Below are 18,048 nucleotides of genomic sequence, written 5' to 3'. Positions count from 1 at the left end.
AGAGGCTTAGTCTCTATATTTAATCTCAAGGCTGATCTATTTTGACCGAGATTTCCCGCAACCCCCTGACCCTGTATCTCGCGCGCCTGGCGCCTTCCAGCCAACTGACCATGCGCTACGTGCTGCAAGATGCCGCCGACCGCCTGGGTTTCGAAGAGATCAACCTCGAAGATATCGACTGGCACCTGTTGCAACCGGAACACGTAATGGCCCTGGTCGCCGTGTTGCGCGAAGACGGGTATGCACCCAACACCTCATCGCTGTACGTCAACGCCGTACGCGGGGTAATGAACGAAGCCTGGCGCATCAGCCTGATCAGCCAGGAACACCTGCTGAAGATGCGTTCGGTCAAAGCCACCGCCGGCACGCGCTTGAGCCAGGGGCGTAACCTGCGTCGCACCTTGATTCGCGAACTGATGGATGTCTGCGCCGCCGACCCACGGCCACAGGGCCTGCGGGACGCGGCGGTGATCGGGATCCTCTACGGTTCGGGGATGCGCAAGTCAGAGTCGGTCAACCTCGACCTGGCCCAGGTGAACTTTGCCGAACGCAGCCTGCGGGTGACGGGCAAGGGCAACAAGGAACTGCTCAAGTACGCACCGGCCTGGGCGTTTGCCAAATTGCAGGCATGGCTGGAGTTTCGCCGCGAGCAGTTAAAGGAAGGGGAGCAGGACGATAGCTTCCTGTTCAACCGCATCCGCCGCGGCAGCCATATCACCCGCGAACGCATCACCAAACATGCGATTTACTACATCGCCCGCCAGCGTGGTGAACAGGTCGGTGTGAAGATCATGCCCCATGATTTCCGCCGCTCGTTTATTACCCGGGTGATTGAAGAACATGACTTGTCCATTGCGCAGAAACTGGCGCACCACACCAATATCCAGACCACCGCCAGCTACGACGTGCGCGATGACAACGAGCGGCGGCGGGCGATTGATCGGTTTGATCTTTGATCAACGGTCACCAGCGGGTTCGCTGCTACACACCAACGCCTGGCGCTCGTAGTTCAGCGCCTTGTCTTGCGCGGGCAGTGCATACGCCGCAGTACATTGCTGGCCCCCCCACTTGATCGTCAGGCTGCCCTGGTCTTCTTCAACCAGCACCAAGGCGTTACCGCTGGGGTCGGCGATGGCCAACTGCTTGCCGCTGGCGTCTTCCAGTGAGGCGCCAAACGTCAGGCGCTGGTGCTGTGCATCAAACAGCTCAAACAGCACGCGACGCCCGGTTTTGCCGCTGTAGCGGGCCAATACCACCGCCCCACGGCGCGGCACCACTTGCTGTGTGGCCTGGGTGATTTCTACATCACCGCCCAGGTCACGGGTGTCGAGACTGATCCAGTTCACTCGATAAGGTTGCGCCGAGGGGATGACGGCATAGCCGTTGCGCCCGGTTTCGACGCCGCTGTAGCTGCTGATTTTTGCCCCACTGATGCCCGGTACCTGTACCAGGGCGAAGGTCTCGCTGACGGTCTGCCCCAAGTTGATGCCACCCGCATGCGCCACTACCGAGCCGGAAACGTTGAGGTTTTGTGAGTCATAACCACGCCCCTGGCTGTACCCCAGGCTGATATCGGCCATGGAGGTGCGGCTGTTGATGTTGGCCGATCCCGATTGGCCGCCGGTGCTGCTATGGCCGGCCTGGACTGAATAGAACACATCGCTGGTATCTGCCACATAACCGTTGATACCGGCCTGGGTGCTGGTGTCGCCTTGCTGCGTACTGGTGGTGACAAAAGCGCGGGGTGCCCGAGGCTGGCTGCCCAAGGGAAACGAAACAGACAGGTTGAACTGGGTGTCGGAGTCGGGTGCGCCCCAACTGGCGATCTGCTTGGTGCGTGTCACGCCCAGGTTGTAGCTCAGGTCCCCCCAGTTGTTGTTATAGCCGGCCGAAAAGCTCTGGGAGCCGCCACGGTTCCAATAGCGCTGATCGCTGGCGTTCACATACAGGCTACCGAACTCACGGTTGCGCCCGAGACTTTGGTTGATCGTCAGGTCGGTACGGGTTTTCGAGTTACCGGTACGTTTGACTGCATCTTCGCTGGTGTCCTCGACGTGGTCGGTCAGGGTGCGGTAACCCTCGGTCGAATACCGATACGCCGCCAGCGTAAAGTTGGTGTCGGTGCCAGCAAATGTCTTGGCATACAACGCACGCACACTGTTGCCCTGGGTGGTTTGCCCCTGGGCGGCGCTCGACGAGTGCGTGACGTCCATGGACACGGCACCCAGCGATGTGTTGCGGCCCACCCCCAGGGAGAACGCCTTGTAGTCTTCACTGACTTGCAGGCCGACAATCCCGCTGAGGTTGCTGGTGAGGCCGTAGGCGAGGGTGCTGCTGACAAATTGCGGGCTCGCCAAACCGTCAGCATTGCTGCTGAATTTACCGGCCGAAACGCTGTATTTGACCTGCCCTTCACGCACCATGATCGGCAGGCTGGAGAACGCCTGCGTGGTCACACGCCGACGGCCATCGGCCTCGATGATGGTGATTTCCAGGTCGCCGTTCGAACCGCTGGGGTAGATATCGTTGATCTCGAAAGGCCCGGGTGCGACGTTGGCGGTGTACAGGATGTAGTCGTTCTGGCGGATTTCCACCGTGGCGTTGGTCTGCGCCACGCCACGAATCACCGGCGCATAACCACGCTCGCTGTCGGCGCGCATGCCTTCGTCGGACGCCAGCTTCAGGCCCCGGTAGCGCACGCTGTCGAACAGGTCGGTATCGGAAAAAATCTCGCCGGCACTGAACTGCCCCTTAAGCGCGGTCACGTCATGCTGCACGTAGCTGCGGTTGCTGGTGAAGGTGCTCGGCCGACCGGTGCCGCTACTCAGGTTCGACTCATTGCGCAGCCGCCAGGCGCCCAGGTTAATGCCGTTGCGCAGCCCCAGGTTGTTGTTGATGCGCGTTTCATAGTCGCCGGCAGTGCGGCTGCTGTTGAGTTGATAGTTGATAAACGCCGCCGGCACACCATCCTCCCACAGCTGGGGATCGACATAGCCACGCATGCCACGTTGCATCGCGACCTGCGGAATGCTCGCCGCCAGGCGCAGGCGACTGGCGTCATAGCGCAAGGTCGCCTGGTCGATCAGTGTCGGCAGGTCGTAGCAGTCCTGGGGCTGGTTGGGGTCGAGCTTGCCCTGGGCCTGCAACAGGCTCATGTCGATGCCCAGTTGCTTGAGCAGGTCCAGGGTCAGGCACGGATCGACCCGGCCGGTCTGTGGGTTGCGCTTGAAGTCGATGTCGCGCCGGCCCACCAGGACCTCGTTGCTGTACAGGTCGACCCGGTAGTTGCCGGGCAGCACGCTGTTGGCCGAGAGCAATTGCTGCAGGTCTACCGACGATTGCGCACCCTGCAAGAAGGTGGTGTTGAAGACGTTCACGGCGGGCTCATCGGCAATCGCCAAAGACGGCGAACCGGCAAGCATGGCCAGTGATAGCGTGCTCAACTTGAGTGATGTGCAAGTTGTCGACACGCGTGAAGTGCGCTCGCTTGATATGTAATGATTGGGCCTGCTGCCTAAAAGAAAAAACATGCAAAGAACCTATATCATTCCTGTTTATCGAACAGGCGAGGCACGCGAGTACGCACTCGAATCGAACCTGAGGGTTTAAGGGAGCTACTTATGGCTTGGCGCGAGTACCCGTAGCCTTGGCCGCCAAGTGCGGTACAAGTTGGGCACTGTATTTATCTTGTGCGCCATAGTCGTTAATACTGGAAAAAGACAGTTGTACTGAATCCTGGCGACTCAGTTGTTTAATGCTGAACTGTTTCTCGGCACCTGGCGCAATCATTGTCGAGTCGGCAGCCAGTTCCGTTTGTTGCCCGGCCTGTAGTTTTATATCGGCCATGGACACGTGATACAGCGTCGGGTTTTTTACTGTCAGTAATGACCCGGCATCGCGCTTGACCAGTTGCCACTCCAATTGCGCGGGTGCCGACAGGGCATCGCCAGGCAACCCGGATGGGCGGAAGAAAATCTTGATGCGCTGGCGTACGGCCAGTTGCAACGTGTTGTCGGAGGCGGCGGCTTGCGGGATCTCCTGCACATTGAGCCAGACCACGGACTCACGATCCGTTGGCATTCCGGCACCCTGGTAGAGAACTCGCAGTAACTGTTGCTCCTTGGCGAATATGCGTGCCAGTGGTGGGGTTACGGCGAACGGCGCGGCACTGTCTTGTGCATCGCTGGTATCGACCCAAGACTGAATCAAGACGTCCTGATTACCGTTGCGCACGGTGATATTGGCCTCCTTGTGATCGCCATCGAAGACGATACGGGTGGCACTCAGTGAAATGCTGGCGGCAGCCTGGGTCGCCATAAGCAGGGTCAGCAGCCCCAGGCCTGTGGCAATGGAACGAGGTAACATGATGTCTACCGTTTAGTGGTCGGATAAGTGGCGAGGTCCGAAGACCTCGCACGTGACAGGCGCTGCGTGTCGTTTATTCGTATTGCAGGATGAACGGCAGGGTAGCGTCACCGCGACCCGCGGTGGAGGCGCCGGCTGCACCGGTGGTGACGTAGGCTGCGGCAAAGCTCAAGGTTGCGTCGCCGCCGTCGCTGCCTTGGCCGTGCATGGCGCTTTCGATACGGGCGGTGGCCGGGGAGCTGAGGTCGATCAGCGCGCCAGTGCTGTCGAGCAGGGCGATACCGACGTTGCTTGCGCTGCCGTTACCAGGGGTCAGGGCGAGGACTTTTTTACCGGTAACCAGGCCTGAACCGCCACTTTTGGCGTCAAAGATCATTGCCACTTTAGTGCCCAGGTTGCAGTTCACGCTGAGGTTGAAGTCCTTGGCGGTCACACGGCCCGAAGCTGGGTTTTCAGCGGTGCCCATGTCTTTGATAGAGACAGTGCCCATGTCGACGGAGATCACGCGATCGGCGTTGGCACCATCAACCGAGCAAGCGTCGTTGTTGATCAAACCGGTGAAGGTGATTTTGCCGCCGCCGCCCGGGGTACCCGTACCCGGGGTAGTTTCGGCAAACGCACTGCTGCTGGCGGCGATAACTGACACAGCGATAAGGGCCAGGGAAAACTTCTTCATGATGATGTCCGTTAGTGTTGGTTGTGGTGATGGGTTGAAACTGCCAACGAACAATAGTTAATCTGGGCCTTATAGAGAATAAGACGATTCTTATAAAGCACTTAAAGTGAGGGGGTAATCGGTTTTATAGCGAGCTAAATAAAAGGAGCTTAGTTAAAAATATTGTATTCCAGGCAGTAGGCCAACAAGTCCTGATCGCTGCTTACTTCAAGTTTTCGCATGGCGGAAATCTTCTGCGCGCTGATGGTTTTTGAACTTCTATTTTGGCTGCGCGCGATATCACTGACACTTTTTCCTGAAATAAATAAGCGCAATATTTCAAATTCTTTGGGCGACAGCGTAGAGAAGCGTTCATCAATAGCGGTCAACGACTCGATAACCGAGGTCTTGGCCGGCTCCAGGCTCCGGTAATGCGCCTGCTGGGCAATGGACTTGAGGGCGACCTGGATTTCCGTATGCAACTGACTTTTCTGGATCACGCCCACCACGCCCAATTCCTGCAGGCGGGTAAGAATCAGGTGATTGGAGATCATGGTCAGAATCAGGATTTGCACGTCGGGGAAATGCCGCTTCAGGTACTCCACCAGCTTCAAGCCATCGCCGTAGGGCGAATCACCGGGCATGTTGTAATCGGTGATCACAATGTCGATGGGCTGCTGCTCAAGCAATTTGATGAGGCCCGCCGAACAGATCGCTTCGCCGATGACTTGAAAACGCTCGTCCCTCTCGACGAGTTCACGTACCCCCAGAAGCACGATGGGGTGATCGTCTGCAATTACCACAGTGAATGTCTTCATAGGGGGGAGCCGTAATCCTGGTTCAGTAAGTGAGGTGATCCCATGCGCGTGTACACAAGGGCGTGCGGTGCGCTCATAGCTGCGCCCCGAGCAAGGCCGACAGCCTGCCGATAACCTGCTTTATCCGCAGTTCCAGCCCGGCATTGAGCCGACCGACTGCCAACTGGCTTTCCAGCTCGATGCACGCCTGGGCCAGGTCGAGTGCCTGCACGGCACCCAATGCGCCGGCAACCGAGTGCAGGGTTTCAGCCAGGCACCGGCAATCACGCTGCTCAAGAGCGGCACTGATGCGCTGCAAGTCTTGCTGCACGCTGCTGATAAACAACGGGCGCATTTTGTCCGACAGCTGCACCGTGTCAATCACCAGCAGCTCAGCGCGCAATGTCGGTTTGCACAGTTTGATCAATTGCGCACGCAGGGTTTGCAGGCTCAAGGGTTTTACCAACCAGGCATTCATCCCGACCGCCAGACAACGAATGCCTTCCTCGCGCATGGCATTGGCGGTGACACCGATGATAGGCAATTGAGGATCATGCTCCCTGAGGATGCGGGCCAGTTCATAGCCGTTCATCAACGGCATATTGATATCCGTCAGCACCAGGTCAAAGGCCTGGGGTTGCCACAGGTGCATCGCTTGCTCGCCATTGTCTGCCAGCGTCACCGTGCAGCCGAGGGCCTCGAGTTGCTCCTTGATGATTTCCTGGTTCACCGGATTGTCTTCGGCGACCAGAATGCGCAGCTCCAACTGCCCCGCGCTCTGTTGCTCGACACGCAGCGCTGACGCCTGTTTACCTTGCTGTGCCAGGGCAACCACTGACGCAATGGCGCGCACATCATGCATATCCACTTCCCAGCCCTGCGCGGTGCACAGAGGCGGGCTATGCGCGCCCGGCACACACAGCACCCGCGGTCCATCCCATGGCTGCAGGGGGCCGGCAGGCAGCATATCCACCAGCACCGCCTGCGCACTCTGTTGCTCCAGGGGCAGCGCCGCCAACGTGGCCTGGATACCCAAGCGGTTGAGCCAGTCGCACAGGGACTCCGCCAACTCGCGCACGGGTGCCTGCACATACACAGGTGAAGTACTCGGTTCAATGGGCGTGAGGCCCGGCAGCTCGCTGGTGCCGAGCGGCAAGCGCATCTTCAAGGTAAAACTGCTGCCCAGGCCGGGTTCGCTGACGACCTTGATCTGGCCGTCCATCATCTCGGCCAGCCAGCGACAAATTGGCAGCCCCAACCCTGCGCCGCCTTGGCCGGCGGTGTCCGGGGCCTGGTAAAACAAATCGAACAGCTTGGCTTGCTGCGCCTGGCTGATGCCCACGCCAGAATCGGTCACCTGCCATTCGAGGTCGACGCGATCGTCGCCGCGACGCACGGCCCTGGCCCGAATCACCACGCGCCCGATGTCGGTGAACTTGACGGCATTGCTCACCAGATTGTTGAGGATCTGGCGGATACGCATGGGGTCGCCGACTACGCAGTCCGGCAGTTGCGCGTCAATGCAGCCATACAGTTGCAGGCCCTTGCGCTGGGCGAAGGCGGTGTAGGTGTGCAGCGTGTCTTCCAACATGTCCAGGGGGCAGAACTCGATGGATTCGATTGCCATCTGCCCGGATTCTATTTTCGACACATCCAGCACGTCGCTGATCAGTTGGAACAACGTCGCAGATGAGCGCTGGATCGTGTGCAGGTAGGTTTTCTGGCGTGGGTCCAGGGGCGTCAACCCGAGCAATTCCAGGGTGCCCAGCACGCCATACAAAGGCGTGCGAATTTCATGGCTCATGGTCGCCAGGAACAGCGTCTTGGCTTCGTTGGCCGCGTCGGCGGCCCGCCTGGCATCTTCCAGGGCCAAGGCATCCTCGACATGGCGGGTGACGTCGCTGAACGCATACAGGCGCACATCCTGGCCCTGGTAACGGGTCGAGACAAAGCCAACCTGCAAATGCCGGCCCTCGATCTCCAGGTAGGTTTCGCCGCTCTCGGCACTTTCTTGGATGCGGCCGAGGGCAGCCACCAGCCTGGTCGTGCCCGGCCATTGCTGCGCCCGCTGGTTCTCGATCAACACCTGGCCATCTGCGCGGCCCACCACACACAGCCCAGTGGGCGCGGTGTCGATGATCACACGGCTAAAGGCCACGCTCTCTGCGATGCGTTCATGGGCCTGGCGCGCCGGGCGAATGACTTGCTTGCGATACCAGCGGGTGCCGGCCCAGGAGATCGCCAGCACCGCACAGATAAACAGCGCCAGGCTGGTCAGCGGCCAAAAGGCATAGCGAAAAAAATGCTTGTAGCTGATCCCATAGATCGCGGTCCACTGCTGCTCGGTGTCGTGGGTAATTTTGAACTCCAGGCCGTTGGCCCGAAAGTTGAGTCCCTCACTCAGCGAAGAGGCCAGGACAGACGGCCCCGCCAGCGTCTGGCCGCTGGGTGAGAGCAGGGTGAAGCGGTCGTAGACGGACGACTCGATCGTGCGCTCCACATCGTTGACTTGCGCCATATCCAGCAGGGTGGCCACCAGCACCTGTTTATTGCCTTCATGCCTGCGCATCACCTGGGGGTTCAGGGTAATGCCGATGTAGGCCAGCAGACGCGGAGGCGCAGGGTCTTCGCCGGACGTGACGTAGGCTTCCCAGTAAAGCTGATTGTCCGCCAGAGGCTGAGGCAGTTGCCCCAGCCTTTGTTGCACGGCGTCGGCCCGCTCGGCGGAGGGGCCGTTGTAGGCGGTCTTCCCGCCGCGCTGGTAGCCGACCGCCGGCACCGTTATGTAGTAGTTGACGAGCCTATTGAAGACAAACGCATGGGGTGAAGGGTAGGGCGACGATGACCAGAATGCGCTGTAGTAACTGGCCAGGTGGGTCCCCAGGGCAAATATCTTCTGCTGCTCGCCAGCGCTGACCCGTTGCTCATCGAATCGGCTGCTGAAGGGCACCGAAAAGGCGAACTCGCGGCCTTCAAAACGCGTGTTGTACGCATCCAGCCTTTGCCCCTTGAGGCTGGCCTGGGTGTTTTTGTCACTGATCAGATCGCGCTGGATAGCGGGCTGCGCCAGGGTTCTCAAGAACGTTTCCTGTTCCTGGATATTTTCCATCAGCCGGGCAAAATGAAAACGCACGGCGGCGTACTGCTCGTCGATCACTCGCTGCAGTGCCCAGTAACTGGTGCCCGCCAACAGCAATGCGAGACCGAGCACCACCATCAGCCCTTTATTCAGGCGCAGTGAGCTGCGGGTGAATGCTTCAAGGATGGCGTCGTTGTGCTTCATTAAGGGTTTTCGCAGGCGGATGAGAAATCGGCACTGAATGGAGCTTACTCCTGATAGAGGTTAGACAAATTCGGGCCGCAGGCTAATGAGATGTCGCGGGGCCATCATTGTTCAACAGTTGCTGAAATTGTTCCGAGGAGACTGCCTGAGAGATCAGGAAACCCTGAACTTGAGTGCAATCAATTTTGCGCAGCAGGGCCAGCTGCTGGGGCGTTTCGACGCCTTCGGCAACCACGGTCAGCCCCAGTTTACGGCCCAGTGCGATGATACTGGCCAGGGCCGACGTCATGCCTTCGTTATCGTGGCAGCCTTGTACCAGCGCCTGGTCGATCTTGAGCTCGGTAAAAGGGGTCGAGACCAGGTTCAGGTATGAGCTGTAGCCTTTGCCGAAATCGTCCTGGGACAGGCCAAACCCCTTGATACGCAGGCGGCAGGCTCCGGCATAGAAGTTACTGATGTCCTGGGGCACCGAGCACTCCATCAGTTCGAAGCAGATCATCCCCGGAATACCCTGGTTATCCAGGACAAAATCCAGCAGGCGGTCTGCCAAGTCATGGCTATTGAGCAGGTGGGTCGGCAGGTTGATCGACACTGGAACATCGTATCCGCGCTGACGCCATCGCTCCTGCGCATGAATGGCCTGCTTGAGCACCAGCCACAACAAACGCTCCTCCAGTTCGAAGGTCTTGATTGCCGGCAAAAACGCCGCGGGCAACATTAGCCCTTGCTCGGGGTGCATCCAGCGCACCAGTGCTTCAGCGGCGACGATACGGCCGTTGGCCAAGGATTTCTTGGGTTGGAACCACGCCTGGATTTGCCCGTTACCCATGGCCTGGAGCAGCGTATGCCGACCAATTTCCGCTGCGGCGGGGAGCGACGGGTCAGGGCTGCGATCCTTGTGATTGAGTTGGCCGACCAGGCTGCGCAGCGCGTCGGCGGCGACGGGTTTTGAGATCAGACCGATGACTTTCACATCAAGGTTTTTCGCCACCAGGCTGGCCGCCATCAACATGCGCCGCGACGCGGCACTCATAATGGCCAGGGCGGGCTTGCAGCGCAGGGTTGCCAGGCTCTGGATAAACTGCACGCCATCCATGCCCGGCATCAGCAGATCAGTCAGCACCAGGTCGAAATCCCGCTGGCGCAAACGCTCCAGTGCCTCGTTCCCATCCTGGGCGGCTTCAAGCATGAAGTCTCCCAATTCATTGAGCAGGTTCTGCAGGTACAAGTGCTGCAGAGGATGGTCCTCGACGATCAAAATACTATAGCGCTTCATGGGGGATCCGTGCGTAAGGCTCCAGGTAATTAAAGAGGGCCCGCAACGCAAAGGGTTTGACCAGGCAATAGTTCATACCTGCGGCCAGGCACAAGTCGGCCTCGCCGCGCATGGCGTTGGCGGTAGCCCCGATGATGGGCAGCGAGCAACCTTGGCTGCGTAACTCCCTGGCTAATTCATAGCCGTTGACTCTGGGCATATTCACATCCGTCAGTACCACATCGAAGTGTGAGGCCTTGCACAGCAGCAGCGCTTCATGACCATCGCAGGCCAACTCCACGGTGCAGCCAAGTTCCTCAAGCTGATCGCGCAAAATCAATTGATTGATAACGTTGTCCTCGGCCACCAGCACATGCAGGTTGAGCTTGCGCAGTTCACGCTTGTGCGCCTGCTCGTCGACCCTGGCCACCCACAACCCTTGCGCCTGGCTGACAGCCTGGTGAATCGCGCTCAACTGATTGAGGTTGGCATGCCACGCGCCGGTCTCGCTCTGCTGGCCATTGCTGCTGTTGCTGCTCACCAGGATTACCGGCCCCGGCCAGGCGGGCACCAGTGGCTGTTCGAAACTGCCTGGATGCAGTTCCAACAGTAACTGGCCCTCGGGGTGGGTCGGCTGGCCGATCTGTGCGCGGGCGCCCCAACGGCGCAACCAGCCGCCGATGGATTGAGCGAGTTCGGGGATCGGCGAAACCACATAGATCGTCTCTGCCAACAGGCTGCTCATGGGCGTACAGGGCGCCTCTTCCAGAGGCAGGGTCAGGCTGAAACTGCTGCCCAGGCCCAGTTCGCTGACCATACGGATATGCCCGTTCATCAATTGCGTCAGGCGCTGGCAAATCGGCAAGCCGAGCCCGGTCCCGGCCACCACGTTGGTGTTGCCTTCGGTTTGGTAGAAAGGTTCGAAAATCATCGCCTGGTCTTCCTGGGCAATCCCTTTGCCGGTGTCGGACACTTGCCACAGAACGCTGGAGCGCTCGTCGTCGCGGTCCAGCAACTTGACCCTTAGCACCACGCGCCCGTAGTCGGTGAACTTCACGGCGTTGTTCAGCAGGTTATTGAGGATCTGGCGAATGCGCGTGACATCCCCGATCAACCGCTCGGGCAACTTGGGGTCAAAGCAGGCGTAGAGCTGCAAGCCCTTGCCCATGGCAGCGGCGGCATAGCCCTGGATGATTTCATTGACCAGGTCCAGCGGCGAGAACTCACTCAGTTCCAGAGCCAGTTGCCCGGCCTCGATCTTCGACACGTCGAGTACGTCGCAGATCAGTTGCAACAAGGTGGCCGAAGAGCCTTCTATTGCATGCAGATAGTCTTTTTGCTGGTTGTCGAGCTGGGTGCGGGCCAACAGCTCCAGGGTGCCCAGTACGCCATACAGCGGCGTGCGTATTTCATGGCTCATGGTCGCCAGAAACAGGGTTTTCGCGGCATTCGCTGCGTCGGCCGACTGCCGGGCCTCTTCCAGGGCGGCTTCAACTTGCTTGCGCGCACTGATATCACTGAAGGCGCAAAACAGCACGTCCTCGCCTCTATAGCGGGTAGGCGCGCTGCTGAGGTAAAGGTGGCGGCCGTCGAGGGTCTCGAAGTAGTCGCAATGCCCGGACGGAGCGCTATCGAACGCCTGGCGGATCCAGCCGGTGCACAGCGCTTCGCGCTCCAGGCCGTTACCCAGCCAATGCTGGGCCAGGGTGTTTTCCAGCACAACCTGGCCATCGGTGCGACGCAGCACGCACAAGGCGACCGGCGCGGTCTGGATCACGTCGCGACTGAAGGCCTCGCTTTCAATCAGTGCCTGAATCCCGTTGATCGAGGGGATGATGAAGCGCTGGTTGACCCGGCGCATCACCAGCCAGATCAGCGTCACACTGAACAGGCAAAACACCAGCGAACCGAGCAGTTCGCGCCACAATCCGCGGACCACATCCCGCAGGTTGATCGAGTACATCAGTTGCCAGTCCGACGACTTGAGTTGCTTGCGAATGACCAGATGATCCGGCAGCAGGCCACTGCCGACAAAACCGAAAAAGTTCGCACCCTGGGGCTCGAGCAATGACTGGTTCAACTGGGGTTCGTGGCTATTGGTAAAGACCAGCATGCCCTTGGAATTGAGCATCATGAACTCGCCCGCACTCTGGTCATTGAGGGTCATGGACACTTCGTGGCTTTCCATTTCCAGGCCCAGCCAGCCGGAATTGGGGTCACGCTCATCCAGCAGAATGAATAGATACAAATGTGAATGCCCTTCGCTCTGGTCACTCAGCCAGAGTTCGCCTGGGTCCACTGGGTTGCGTTTCTTCAGCGTCCTGAGGCGATTGAGCATGCATTGGGAGAACGGTAATACCTGCGCCGTTGAATCGTAGAGTCGGGTTAATTGCGGGTTGGGGCCGGTGGTCACGTAAAGCAGGTTGACCTGTTTGACCTTCAGGTAGTTGCGCATGCGTGAGGTCAGCCAGATGCTCCACTGGTTGCCCGGTGTACTGCCCAACTGCAGGCGCTGCTCTTCGCTGGAAGCCGGGTACGCTTGCGCTTTGGCCTGCATGGATTTGCGCACCGCCGACAGGCTCAGGCTTTCGAGCAAGGCTTCGCGGGTAGTGAAAAACGTATGGGCTTCGGCAATCGCGCTGCTCATGTAGCCGCGCCGCTGAGAGATGTCATTGTTGAACGTGGACAGCAGAAACGTGTAGACACCGCTAAAGATGCCAATCAATAACACGATGGCGAAAAGACGAAGCAGCCTTCTGGCTGCTTCGGGTCGGGACAGGACGGGATTGATCTGGAGCAGATAACTTTTAAATCGCATCGGCGGATTTTAATGAGCCATCCGCCGCCTGGGCATAAGACGATCCTTAAAAGCGCCCATGGGCTTACTTGTAGAACATATCGACAACCACCGCGGCATCGAACGCACCAGGCTGAGGCAGGGCGCGCCACTTCAAATCAGCCCTGAAGTCTTGGCGGAAGGTCTGGTTGGCACCATTCATTTTGGCCAAGGGGAACCATTCATTGAATGGCAGGTTTTGATGGGTGTAGTCCCAGGATAACGCGATGCCCACGGAGCTGTTATTAGCGGGCACCAACAAACCATTGATCACGCTCCCGCCGCCCGGTGTCGTGGCGAAGCGAGCGCTCACCGTGTACGGAGTGTCACAGGCTTTGCGCAGGCTCAGATTGAAGGTAGCGGTGCTCGCCACTTCACCGACCTTTGCCAGGCGCGAGGGTTTGGGAAAGTTGACGACACTGGGGGTAATCGTCAGGTCTGGCGTGCAGGGCACAAAGCGAATGTCGTTCACGCCGGTGACGATATAATTGAGGTTGCTGTTGGGCCGGCTGTTGAGCCCCGTAATCCCGTCCAGTTGAAAGACCCGGTATTGCGACAGGGTGCTGGCCTGGCCGTTTTGCGGCGTGCTACCAAACTTCTCGATAAACACGCTGAAGTTGAGGGTGAACCGGGCCTTGTCCCAACCGACGCAATTTGACAGGTTGCAACCGCGGTCGGAGTAGAACCCTGTACCGTACTTGCCACTGCTTTGGGTGATGGGCACTGAGTTATAGCGGATCCCGGCGCGAATGCCCTTGCCGATACTGACGCTTGCCGGGTTCAGGTAAAAAAACACTTCTTCGCGGCCGTGCTCAAAGTCATCCTTGCAAATCACGTTGACCGAGCGTGGGCCCGACTCCCAGATAATCGTGCCATCCGGCGCATCGGCCGCCACCGCCAATGCGGTACCCAGCGGTGCGGTGTCGGCGACCGAGCCGCTACCGTCCACCCGGCAGGCCAGCGCATAGCTGGTAGCGGGGAGGGCAGCGCTGACAAGCAGGGTGGCCACGAGTAGGTATTTAAGAGGTGACATAGGTCGGTATTCCCCGCGTTCCATCACTTGAGAACCGCGCGATGGCGGGCCTGCAAGCCGATATCGGTGATTTCGGTAAAGTTGATTTGGCTCCCGACGCTAATGGGGGCCTGGGTGCTGAAGACTTTGCGCTCACCGGGCTTGAGCAATAGGTAGTCATCCAGCACTTGAACCTGGCCGCCTTTGTCGACTTGCACATCCACCAGGGACAGATGAAACGCACTGGGATTGGTGACGGTCAGGGTTTGCCCATCGGTGCGGCTCCATACCAGTTGCGGCACGGCCTCTGACGAACTGCCTGCCAGCCCGGCCGGGCGATAGAACAGCTTGAGGCGCTGGCGCACGGCAAATTGCACACTGTCGGCGGCTTCCGGCTTCAGCGGGATTTCCATGACGTTAAGCAAGAACATCGACTCCACATCGCTGGGCAAGCCTGCGCCGGCGTACAGAATGCGCAGCAGGTGATGCTGTTGAGCATCCAGGCGAACCAGCGGCTGAACCACGGCAAAGGGCACCGGCGACGTTGCATCATCGTCCTCGCGGGTGACCCAGCTTTGCACCGCCAGTTCGCTGGAGGACTGATTGACGATATTGATGCTGGCTTCTTTATATTGGCCAAAGTAGATCAGGCGCGTGCCTTCAATCTTGACCGTCGCCTGCGCACAGGGCGCCAGGGCCAGCAACGCTGCAATCAGCGCACTGATCCAGAGCAGGGAGCGGCAGAATGGCAAGTGGTTGAGAGGTGACATGAGGGCCCGTAGCTTTCCTGGGTGTGTTGGAGTGGCTTCGGGGTCCATGGTAGGAGGTGGGCGTCAGGGATTCTCTCAGGCGATTCTTAAAAGGGAAAATTGCTGGCTCAGGGCTGGGGGCTTTGTGTTTGTCACCGCCGAAAGTGACGCCCTTGTTAAAGAAATACACCACCACATGCCAGTGCTGGTCATGGGCCAGGTTAAAACCTGATATCAGCTTGAGCTGCCTTGAGTCGAGCGTGCCTGCCAATTGCGCAGCCACTTCATACAGTGCCGGCTGGGGCAGGGGAGTCGGTGGTGGAAGGGGCACCACAGCGCGAGCCGGGACGTTCATAGGCGATCAGCGGCGGCAGGATCGTATCCTACTGTACATTCATATAACTAAACTAAACAGTTATTTAGTTTAGTTATTCATTTTTTGTTTTTTTTGACAGGCATAGGGCAGGTTAACAGTTGTCACCCAGCCGTGGGCTGTTGGTATTCTTGATGTCTGAAACATTCAACTCGTAAAGGAATACCCGATGCCAATATACCTCGCTGCCGAATCAGAACTGCACGTGGGCCAAAACTCGGTCACAGAAGCACCCGCGGAAGAAGGAACTTACGTTGTCGTATTCGAAGACGACGAAGACACCGGCTATTTCTACGCCCTGGATACAGCAGCAGAAAGCAACCCGATTCAAGACGCGCTGCATATCTACAACGTCGCGGACGTTTCAGACAAACATAAACCCTCCAGTTTGAAGATCGGTTGGTCAGTTGATCACAGCAAGGCCGTGTTGCTAATCAACGATTATCCGCATGCCATATTCGATTTCACGGCGAAACAAGGCTATTGCCGTACCGGGTTTCCACCGCACACTGGCAATGGTAGGTCTGAACATGGCCACGACTGGGATGATGCTGCGCTTGAACTGTTCGCATGAGTACGAGCCTGGGTTAGCCAGGCTTTTTCTTCTGCGCAAAGGATCCACCAGGTTTAACGGGTAGGCAGCGCCACAGCGAGTTTCAGCATCGTGTTTTTCCAGCAGGCGAGAAACACGGGGGGCCGCTTGGTGAAAAGCGTCAAGCAGAGCCCAACGAGGATATTCCATCGGTTCGCATAATGTATATTATGTTAAACCAGATGCTATGTCAGATATGTTTATAAGCCACGTAAGTCACTGATTCGACGAATCCGTATTTGACGTCTACTCTCTCAACGGGCTATGTGTTTCGTGTTCATGGCGAGTCCTTGAATGAGGTAGCTTTCGATGAAACTGATTCAGTGCAGGTTCTCTTCAGGTCAACGACTACCGCTGCTTGTACAAGCTGGTGATGCGGCGCTGTTGCCCATACTTGCCCATTCATCTACACCCAACTTAAACCCAGGCACCGTGCTTACAACACGGCTGCGGCACATCTGCGTGCGATCCTCGCTTTCTACTCCTATGCCAGAACCCGAGATCTGGATCAGGCTGGAGTTACTTCCACAGTGGGTTGAACACCGGAAACGTGGAGGATGTACCTGCCGCCGGCCCTGACTACTCAAGGTTGCTTACGGAAGAACAAAGTGATCTGGCCTACCTCCACTCCGAATTTGGTCATGAACGAGCGATTGATCATGGTGTTCTTGTCCATAAGGTACATCCAGTCGTCTAATTCAACCTGATACTCCTTACCATCCACAGGAAGGCTAAGTACGTATTTCCAGCGCAGGGTATTGCCTGCCATCTCACCACGCGCCTCCCCCACCACGTCGGCAGCGGTTCCGCGCCATTGGTTATGGCCAACTGGCGTTAGCGTCCACACCCGTTTTTGTTTAGTACCATCGCTGTAAGTAAATGACTCATCGAGTATTAACTTATTGCCTTCGGACTGGCCATTGATCTCCACGTGGAAGCGCTTGACTACCTCACCTGAACGCTTTTGAAACATGCCCCAAGCTTCGACCCGCCCCTCGAAAAAATCGCGTAGCTCAAGGGTGGGCATCTCCTGGCGGTAAGTATGCACATCTACCCGGCTGCAACTCGCGAGACCAATGCTTAGCAGAACTATCAATACCTTTAACATGTGCAACTCCTCAACGGTCTCAGGGGTTTAGAACCGCCCAGCAATTGGGATCACAGCTGCGGGCACGCCAAAAGCTATACAAAACAATTAATCTGTACAGCTGAATCCTCAGGTCGGTGTTACAGCCACACAAACGGACTCCGACGGCCTGTCCAACGGGGGGGGCACGCGCATCGCGCAGAAATGGTGCCTGCGGCAGCCACCCATACGCATCACGCCTAGGAATGGCGCACATTGTCAGGTGGTTTTTTTAGGCTTACCCTATACAGAACCTATACAGCGCATTAGATAATGTACAATAAAAACCGACCACTGGCGCTGCAATTTGACGGTGAGAGCAGCATGGCTTCGAGGAATCTTAATGAACACATCAATAGCCGAGCATTACCGTGAAATTCTCGTCGGCGTCGGCGAGAACCCTGAGCGTGAAGGACTGCTGGATACTCCCAAGCGTGCAGCCAAAGCGATGCAGTACCTGTGCAATGGCTACACGATCAGTCTAGAGGATTTGATCAACGGCGCATTGTTCGAATCGCAAAACGACGAAATGGTCATCGTGCGCGACATCGAACTGTATTCGTTGTGTGAGCATCACCTGCTCCCCTTCATCGGCAAGGCTCATGTCGCCTACATCCCCACTGGGCGGGTGCTGGGCCTGTCAAAAGTCGCCCGGGTCGTCGATATGTTCGCCCGCCGCTTACAGATCCAGGAAAACCTTACAAAGCAAATTGCCGACGCTATTGCACACATCACTGATGCGGCCGGCGTGGCCGTGGTCATTGAGGCAAAGCACATGTGCATGATGATGCGGGGCGTGGAGAAACAAAACTCGGTGATGACCACCTCAGTGATGCTGGGCGCCTTTCGCGAGTCGTCCGCTACGCGGCTGGAGTTCCTGCAACTGATTGGGCAACGCAGTTAACGCTCGGAGCTCGCGCAGGCTTGCAGGAGAGACTCAATGAACAGTTCCTTTGAAATGAACGCCTTGGTGATAGGCGCCAGCGGTGCGCTTGGCGCAGCGTT

13 protein-coding genes are annotated in these 18,048 nt (G+C 58.0%); 3 read left to right on the top strand and 10 right to left on the bottom strand.

All coding sequences use genetic code 11. From position 1 onward, the window contains the following. Positions 1 to 41: 41 nt before the first annotated feature. Positions 42 to 956, top strand: a complete 915-nt coding sequence (locus HBR93_RS10900; protein ID WP_057436550.1) for a tyrosine-type recombinase/integrase — start codon at positions 42 to 44, stop codon at positions 954 to 956. Here HBR93_RS10900 and HBR93_RS10895 read toward each other — a convergent pair whose 3' ends face one another. The 9 genes from HBR93_RS10895 to HBR93_RS10855 all read right to left on the bottom strand — a co-directional run bounded on the left by HBR93_RS10895 (position 957) and on the right by HBR93_RS10855 (position 14,973). Then, a complete protein-coding gene (locus HBR93_RS10895) occupies positions 957 to 3,422 on the bottom strand; it encodes a fimbria/pilus outer membrane usher protein (RefSeq protein ID WP_057959496.1) in 2,466 nt (821 codons plus the stop codon). It abuts the gene before it with no gap. Positions 3,423 to 3,618: 196 nt separating this feature from the next. Next, positions 3,619 to 4,365, bottom strand: a complete 747-nt coding sequence (locus HBR93_RS10890) for a molecular chaperone (protein ID WP_169960320.1) — start codon at positions 4,363 to 4,365, stop codon at positions 3,619 to 3,621. Positions 4,366 to 4,438: 73 nt separating this feature from the next. Further along, positions 4,439 to 5,041: a fimbrial protein gene (locus HBR93_RS10885; protein WP_057436544.1), complete on the bottom strand. Its 603-nt coding sequence runs from the start codon at positions 5,039 to 5,041 to the stop codon at positions 4,439 to 4,441. Between the two features lie 149 nt (positions 5,042 to 5,190). Continuing rightward, positions 5,191 to 5,838, bottom strand: a complete 648-nt coding sequence (locus HBR93_RS10880) for a response regulator (protein WP_057436542.1) — start codon at positions 5,836 to 5,838, stop codon at positions 5,191 to 5,193. 73 nt (positions 5,839 to 5,911) lie between these two features. Further along, a complete protein-coding gene (locus HBR93_RS10875; protein ID WP_169960319.1) occupies positions 5,912 to 9,100 on the bottom strand; it encodes a hybrid sensor histidine kinase/response regulator in 3,189 nt (1,062 codons plus the stop codon). Between the two features lie 82 nt (positions 9,101 to 9,182). Continuing rightward, the gene (locus HBR93_RS10870) at positions 9,183 to 10,376 is read right to left on the bottom strand and encodes an EAL domain-containing protein (protein ID WP_057959499.1); all 1,194 of its coding nucleotides are present in this window, start codon (positions 10,374 to 10,376) and stop codon (positions 9,183 to 9,185) included. Continuing rightward, positions 10,363 to 13,173: an ATP-binding protein gene (locus tag HBR93_RS10865; protein WP_169960318.1), complete on the bottom strand. Its 2,811-nt coding sequence runs from the start codon at positions 13,171 to 13,173 to the stop codon at positions 10,363 to 10,365. Before HBR93_RS10865 ends, HBR93_RS10870 begins: the two co-directional genes overlap by 14 nt. A gap of 64 nt (positions 13,174 to 13,237) precedes the next feature. After that, positions 13,238 to 14,224 carry a hypothetical protein gene (locus HBR93_RS10860; RefSeq protein ID WP_057959501.1) on the bottom strand — a complete coding sequence of 329 codons (987 nt, stop codon included), beginning with the start codon at positions 14,222 to 14,224 and terminating at the stop codon, positions 13,238 to 13,240. 23 nt (positions 14,225 to 14,247) lie between these two features. Further along, on the bottom strand, positions 14,248 to 14,973 hold the full coding sequence (locus HBR93_RS10855; RefSeq protein ID WP_120733122.1) for a molecular chaperone: 726 nt from the start codon (positions 14,971 to 14,973) through the stop codon (positions 14,248 to 14,250). 521 nt (positions 14,974 to 15,494) lie between these two features. Here HBR93_RS10855 and HBR93_RS10850 point away from each other — a divergent pair. Then, positions 15,495 to 15,899 (top strand): DUF2251 domain-containing protein, encoded by a 405-nt coding sequence (locus HBR93_RS10850; protein ID WP_169960317.1) that lies wholly within the window; start codon positions 15,495 to 15,497, stop codon positions 15,897 to 15,899. A 601-nt stretch (positions 15,900 to 16,500) separates the two neighbouring features. Here HBR93_RS10850 and HBR93_RS10845 read toward each other — a convergent pair. Beyond that, positions 16,501 to 17,025, bottom strand: coding sequence for a DUF3833 domain-containing protein (locus HBR93_RS10845; protein ID WP_128593075.1), 525 nt, complete (start codon positions 17,023 to 17,025; stop codon positions 16,501 to 16,503). Between the two features lie 361 nt (positions 17,026 to 17,386). On the opposite strand from HBR93_RS10845, the gene folE reads away from it, so the two are divergent. Further along, on the top strand, positions 17,387 to 17,947 hold the full coding sequence (gene folE, locus HBR93_RS10840; RefSeq protein WP_057436461.1) for a GTP cyclohydrolase I FolE: 561 nt from the start codon (positions 17,387 to 17,389) through the stop codon (positions 17,945 to 17,947). The last annotated feature ends 101 nt before the right edge of the window (positions 17,948 to 18,048 follow it).

The sequence above is a fragment of the Pseudomonas sp. WS 5411 genome (genome assembly GCF_012985595.1).
Taxonomy (GTDB): Bacteria; Pseudomonadota; Gammaproteobacteria; order Pseudomonadales; family Pseudomonadaceae; genus Aquipseudomonas; species Aquipseudomonas shahriarae.
This window is presented reverse-complemented; position numbering and strand designations above follow the sequence as displayed.

Bases quoted from the DNA above. Each gene is read 5' to 3' on its own strand.
- HBR93_RS10895 (WP_057959496.1), bottom strand. From the start codon at position 3,422: ATGCTTGCCGGTTCGCCGTCTTTGGCGATTGCCGATGAGCCCGCCGTG.
- HBR93_RS10890 (WP_169960320.1), bottom strand. From the start codon at position 4,365: ATGTTACCTCGTTCCATTGCCACAGGCCTGGGGCTGCTGACCCTGCTT.
- HBR93_RS10885 (WP_057436544.1), bottom strand. From the start codon at position 5,041: ATGAAGAAGTTTTCCCTGGCCCTTATCGCTGTGTCAGTTATCGCCGCC.
- HBR93_RS10880 (WP_057436542.1), bottom strand. From the start codon at position 5,838: ATGAAGACATTCACTGTGGTAATTGCAGACGATCACCCCATCGTGCTT.
- HBR93_RS10875 (WP_169960319.1), bottom strand. From the start codon at position 9,100: ATGAAGCACAACGACGCCATCCTTGAAGCATTCACCCGCAGCTCACTG.
- HBR93_RS10870 (WP_057959499.1), bottom strand. From the start codon at position 10,376: ATGAAGCGCTATAGTATTTTGATCGTCGAGGACCATCCTCTGCAGCAC.
- HBR93_RS10865 (WP_169960318.1), bottom strand. From the start codon at position 13,173: ATGCGATTTAAAAGTTATCTGCTCCAGATCAATCCCGTCCTGTCCCGA.
- HBR93_RS10860 (WP_057959501.1), bottom strand. From the start codon at position 14,224: ATGTCACCTCTTAAATACCTACTCGTGGCCACCCTGCTTGTCAGCGCT.
- HBR93_RS10855 (WP_120733122.1), bottom strand. From the start codon at position 14,973: ATGTCACCTCTCAACCACTTGCCATTCTGCCGCTCCCTGCTCTGGATC.
- HBR93_RS10850 (WP_169960317.1), top strand. From the start codon at position 15,495: ATGCCAATATACCTCGCTGCCGAATCAGAACTGCACGTGGGCCAAAAC.
- HBR93_RS10845 (WP_128593075.1), bottom strand. From the start codon at position 17,025: ATGTTAAAGGTATTGATAGTTCTGCTAAGCATTGGTCTCGCGAGTTGC.
- folE (WP_057436461.1), top strand. From the start codon at position 17,387: ATGAACACATCAATAGCCGAGCATTACCGTGAAATTCTCGTCGGCGTC.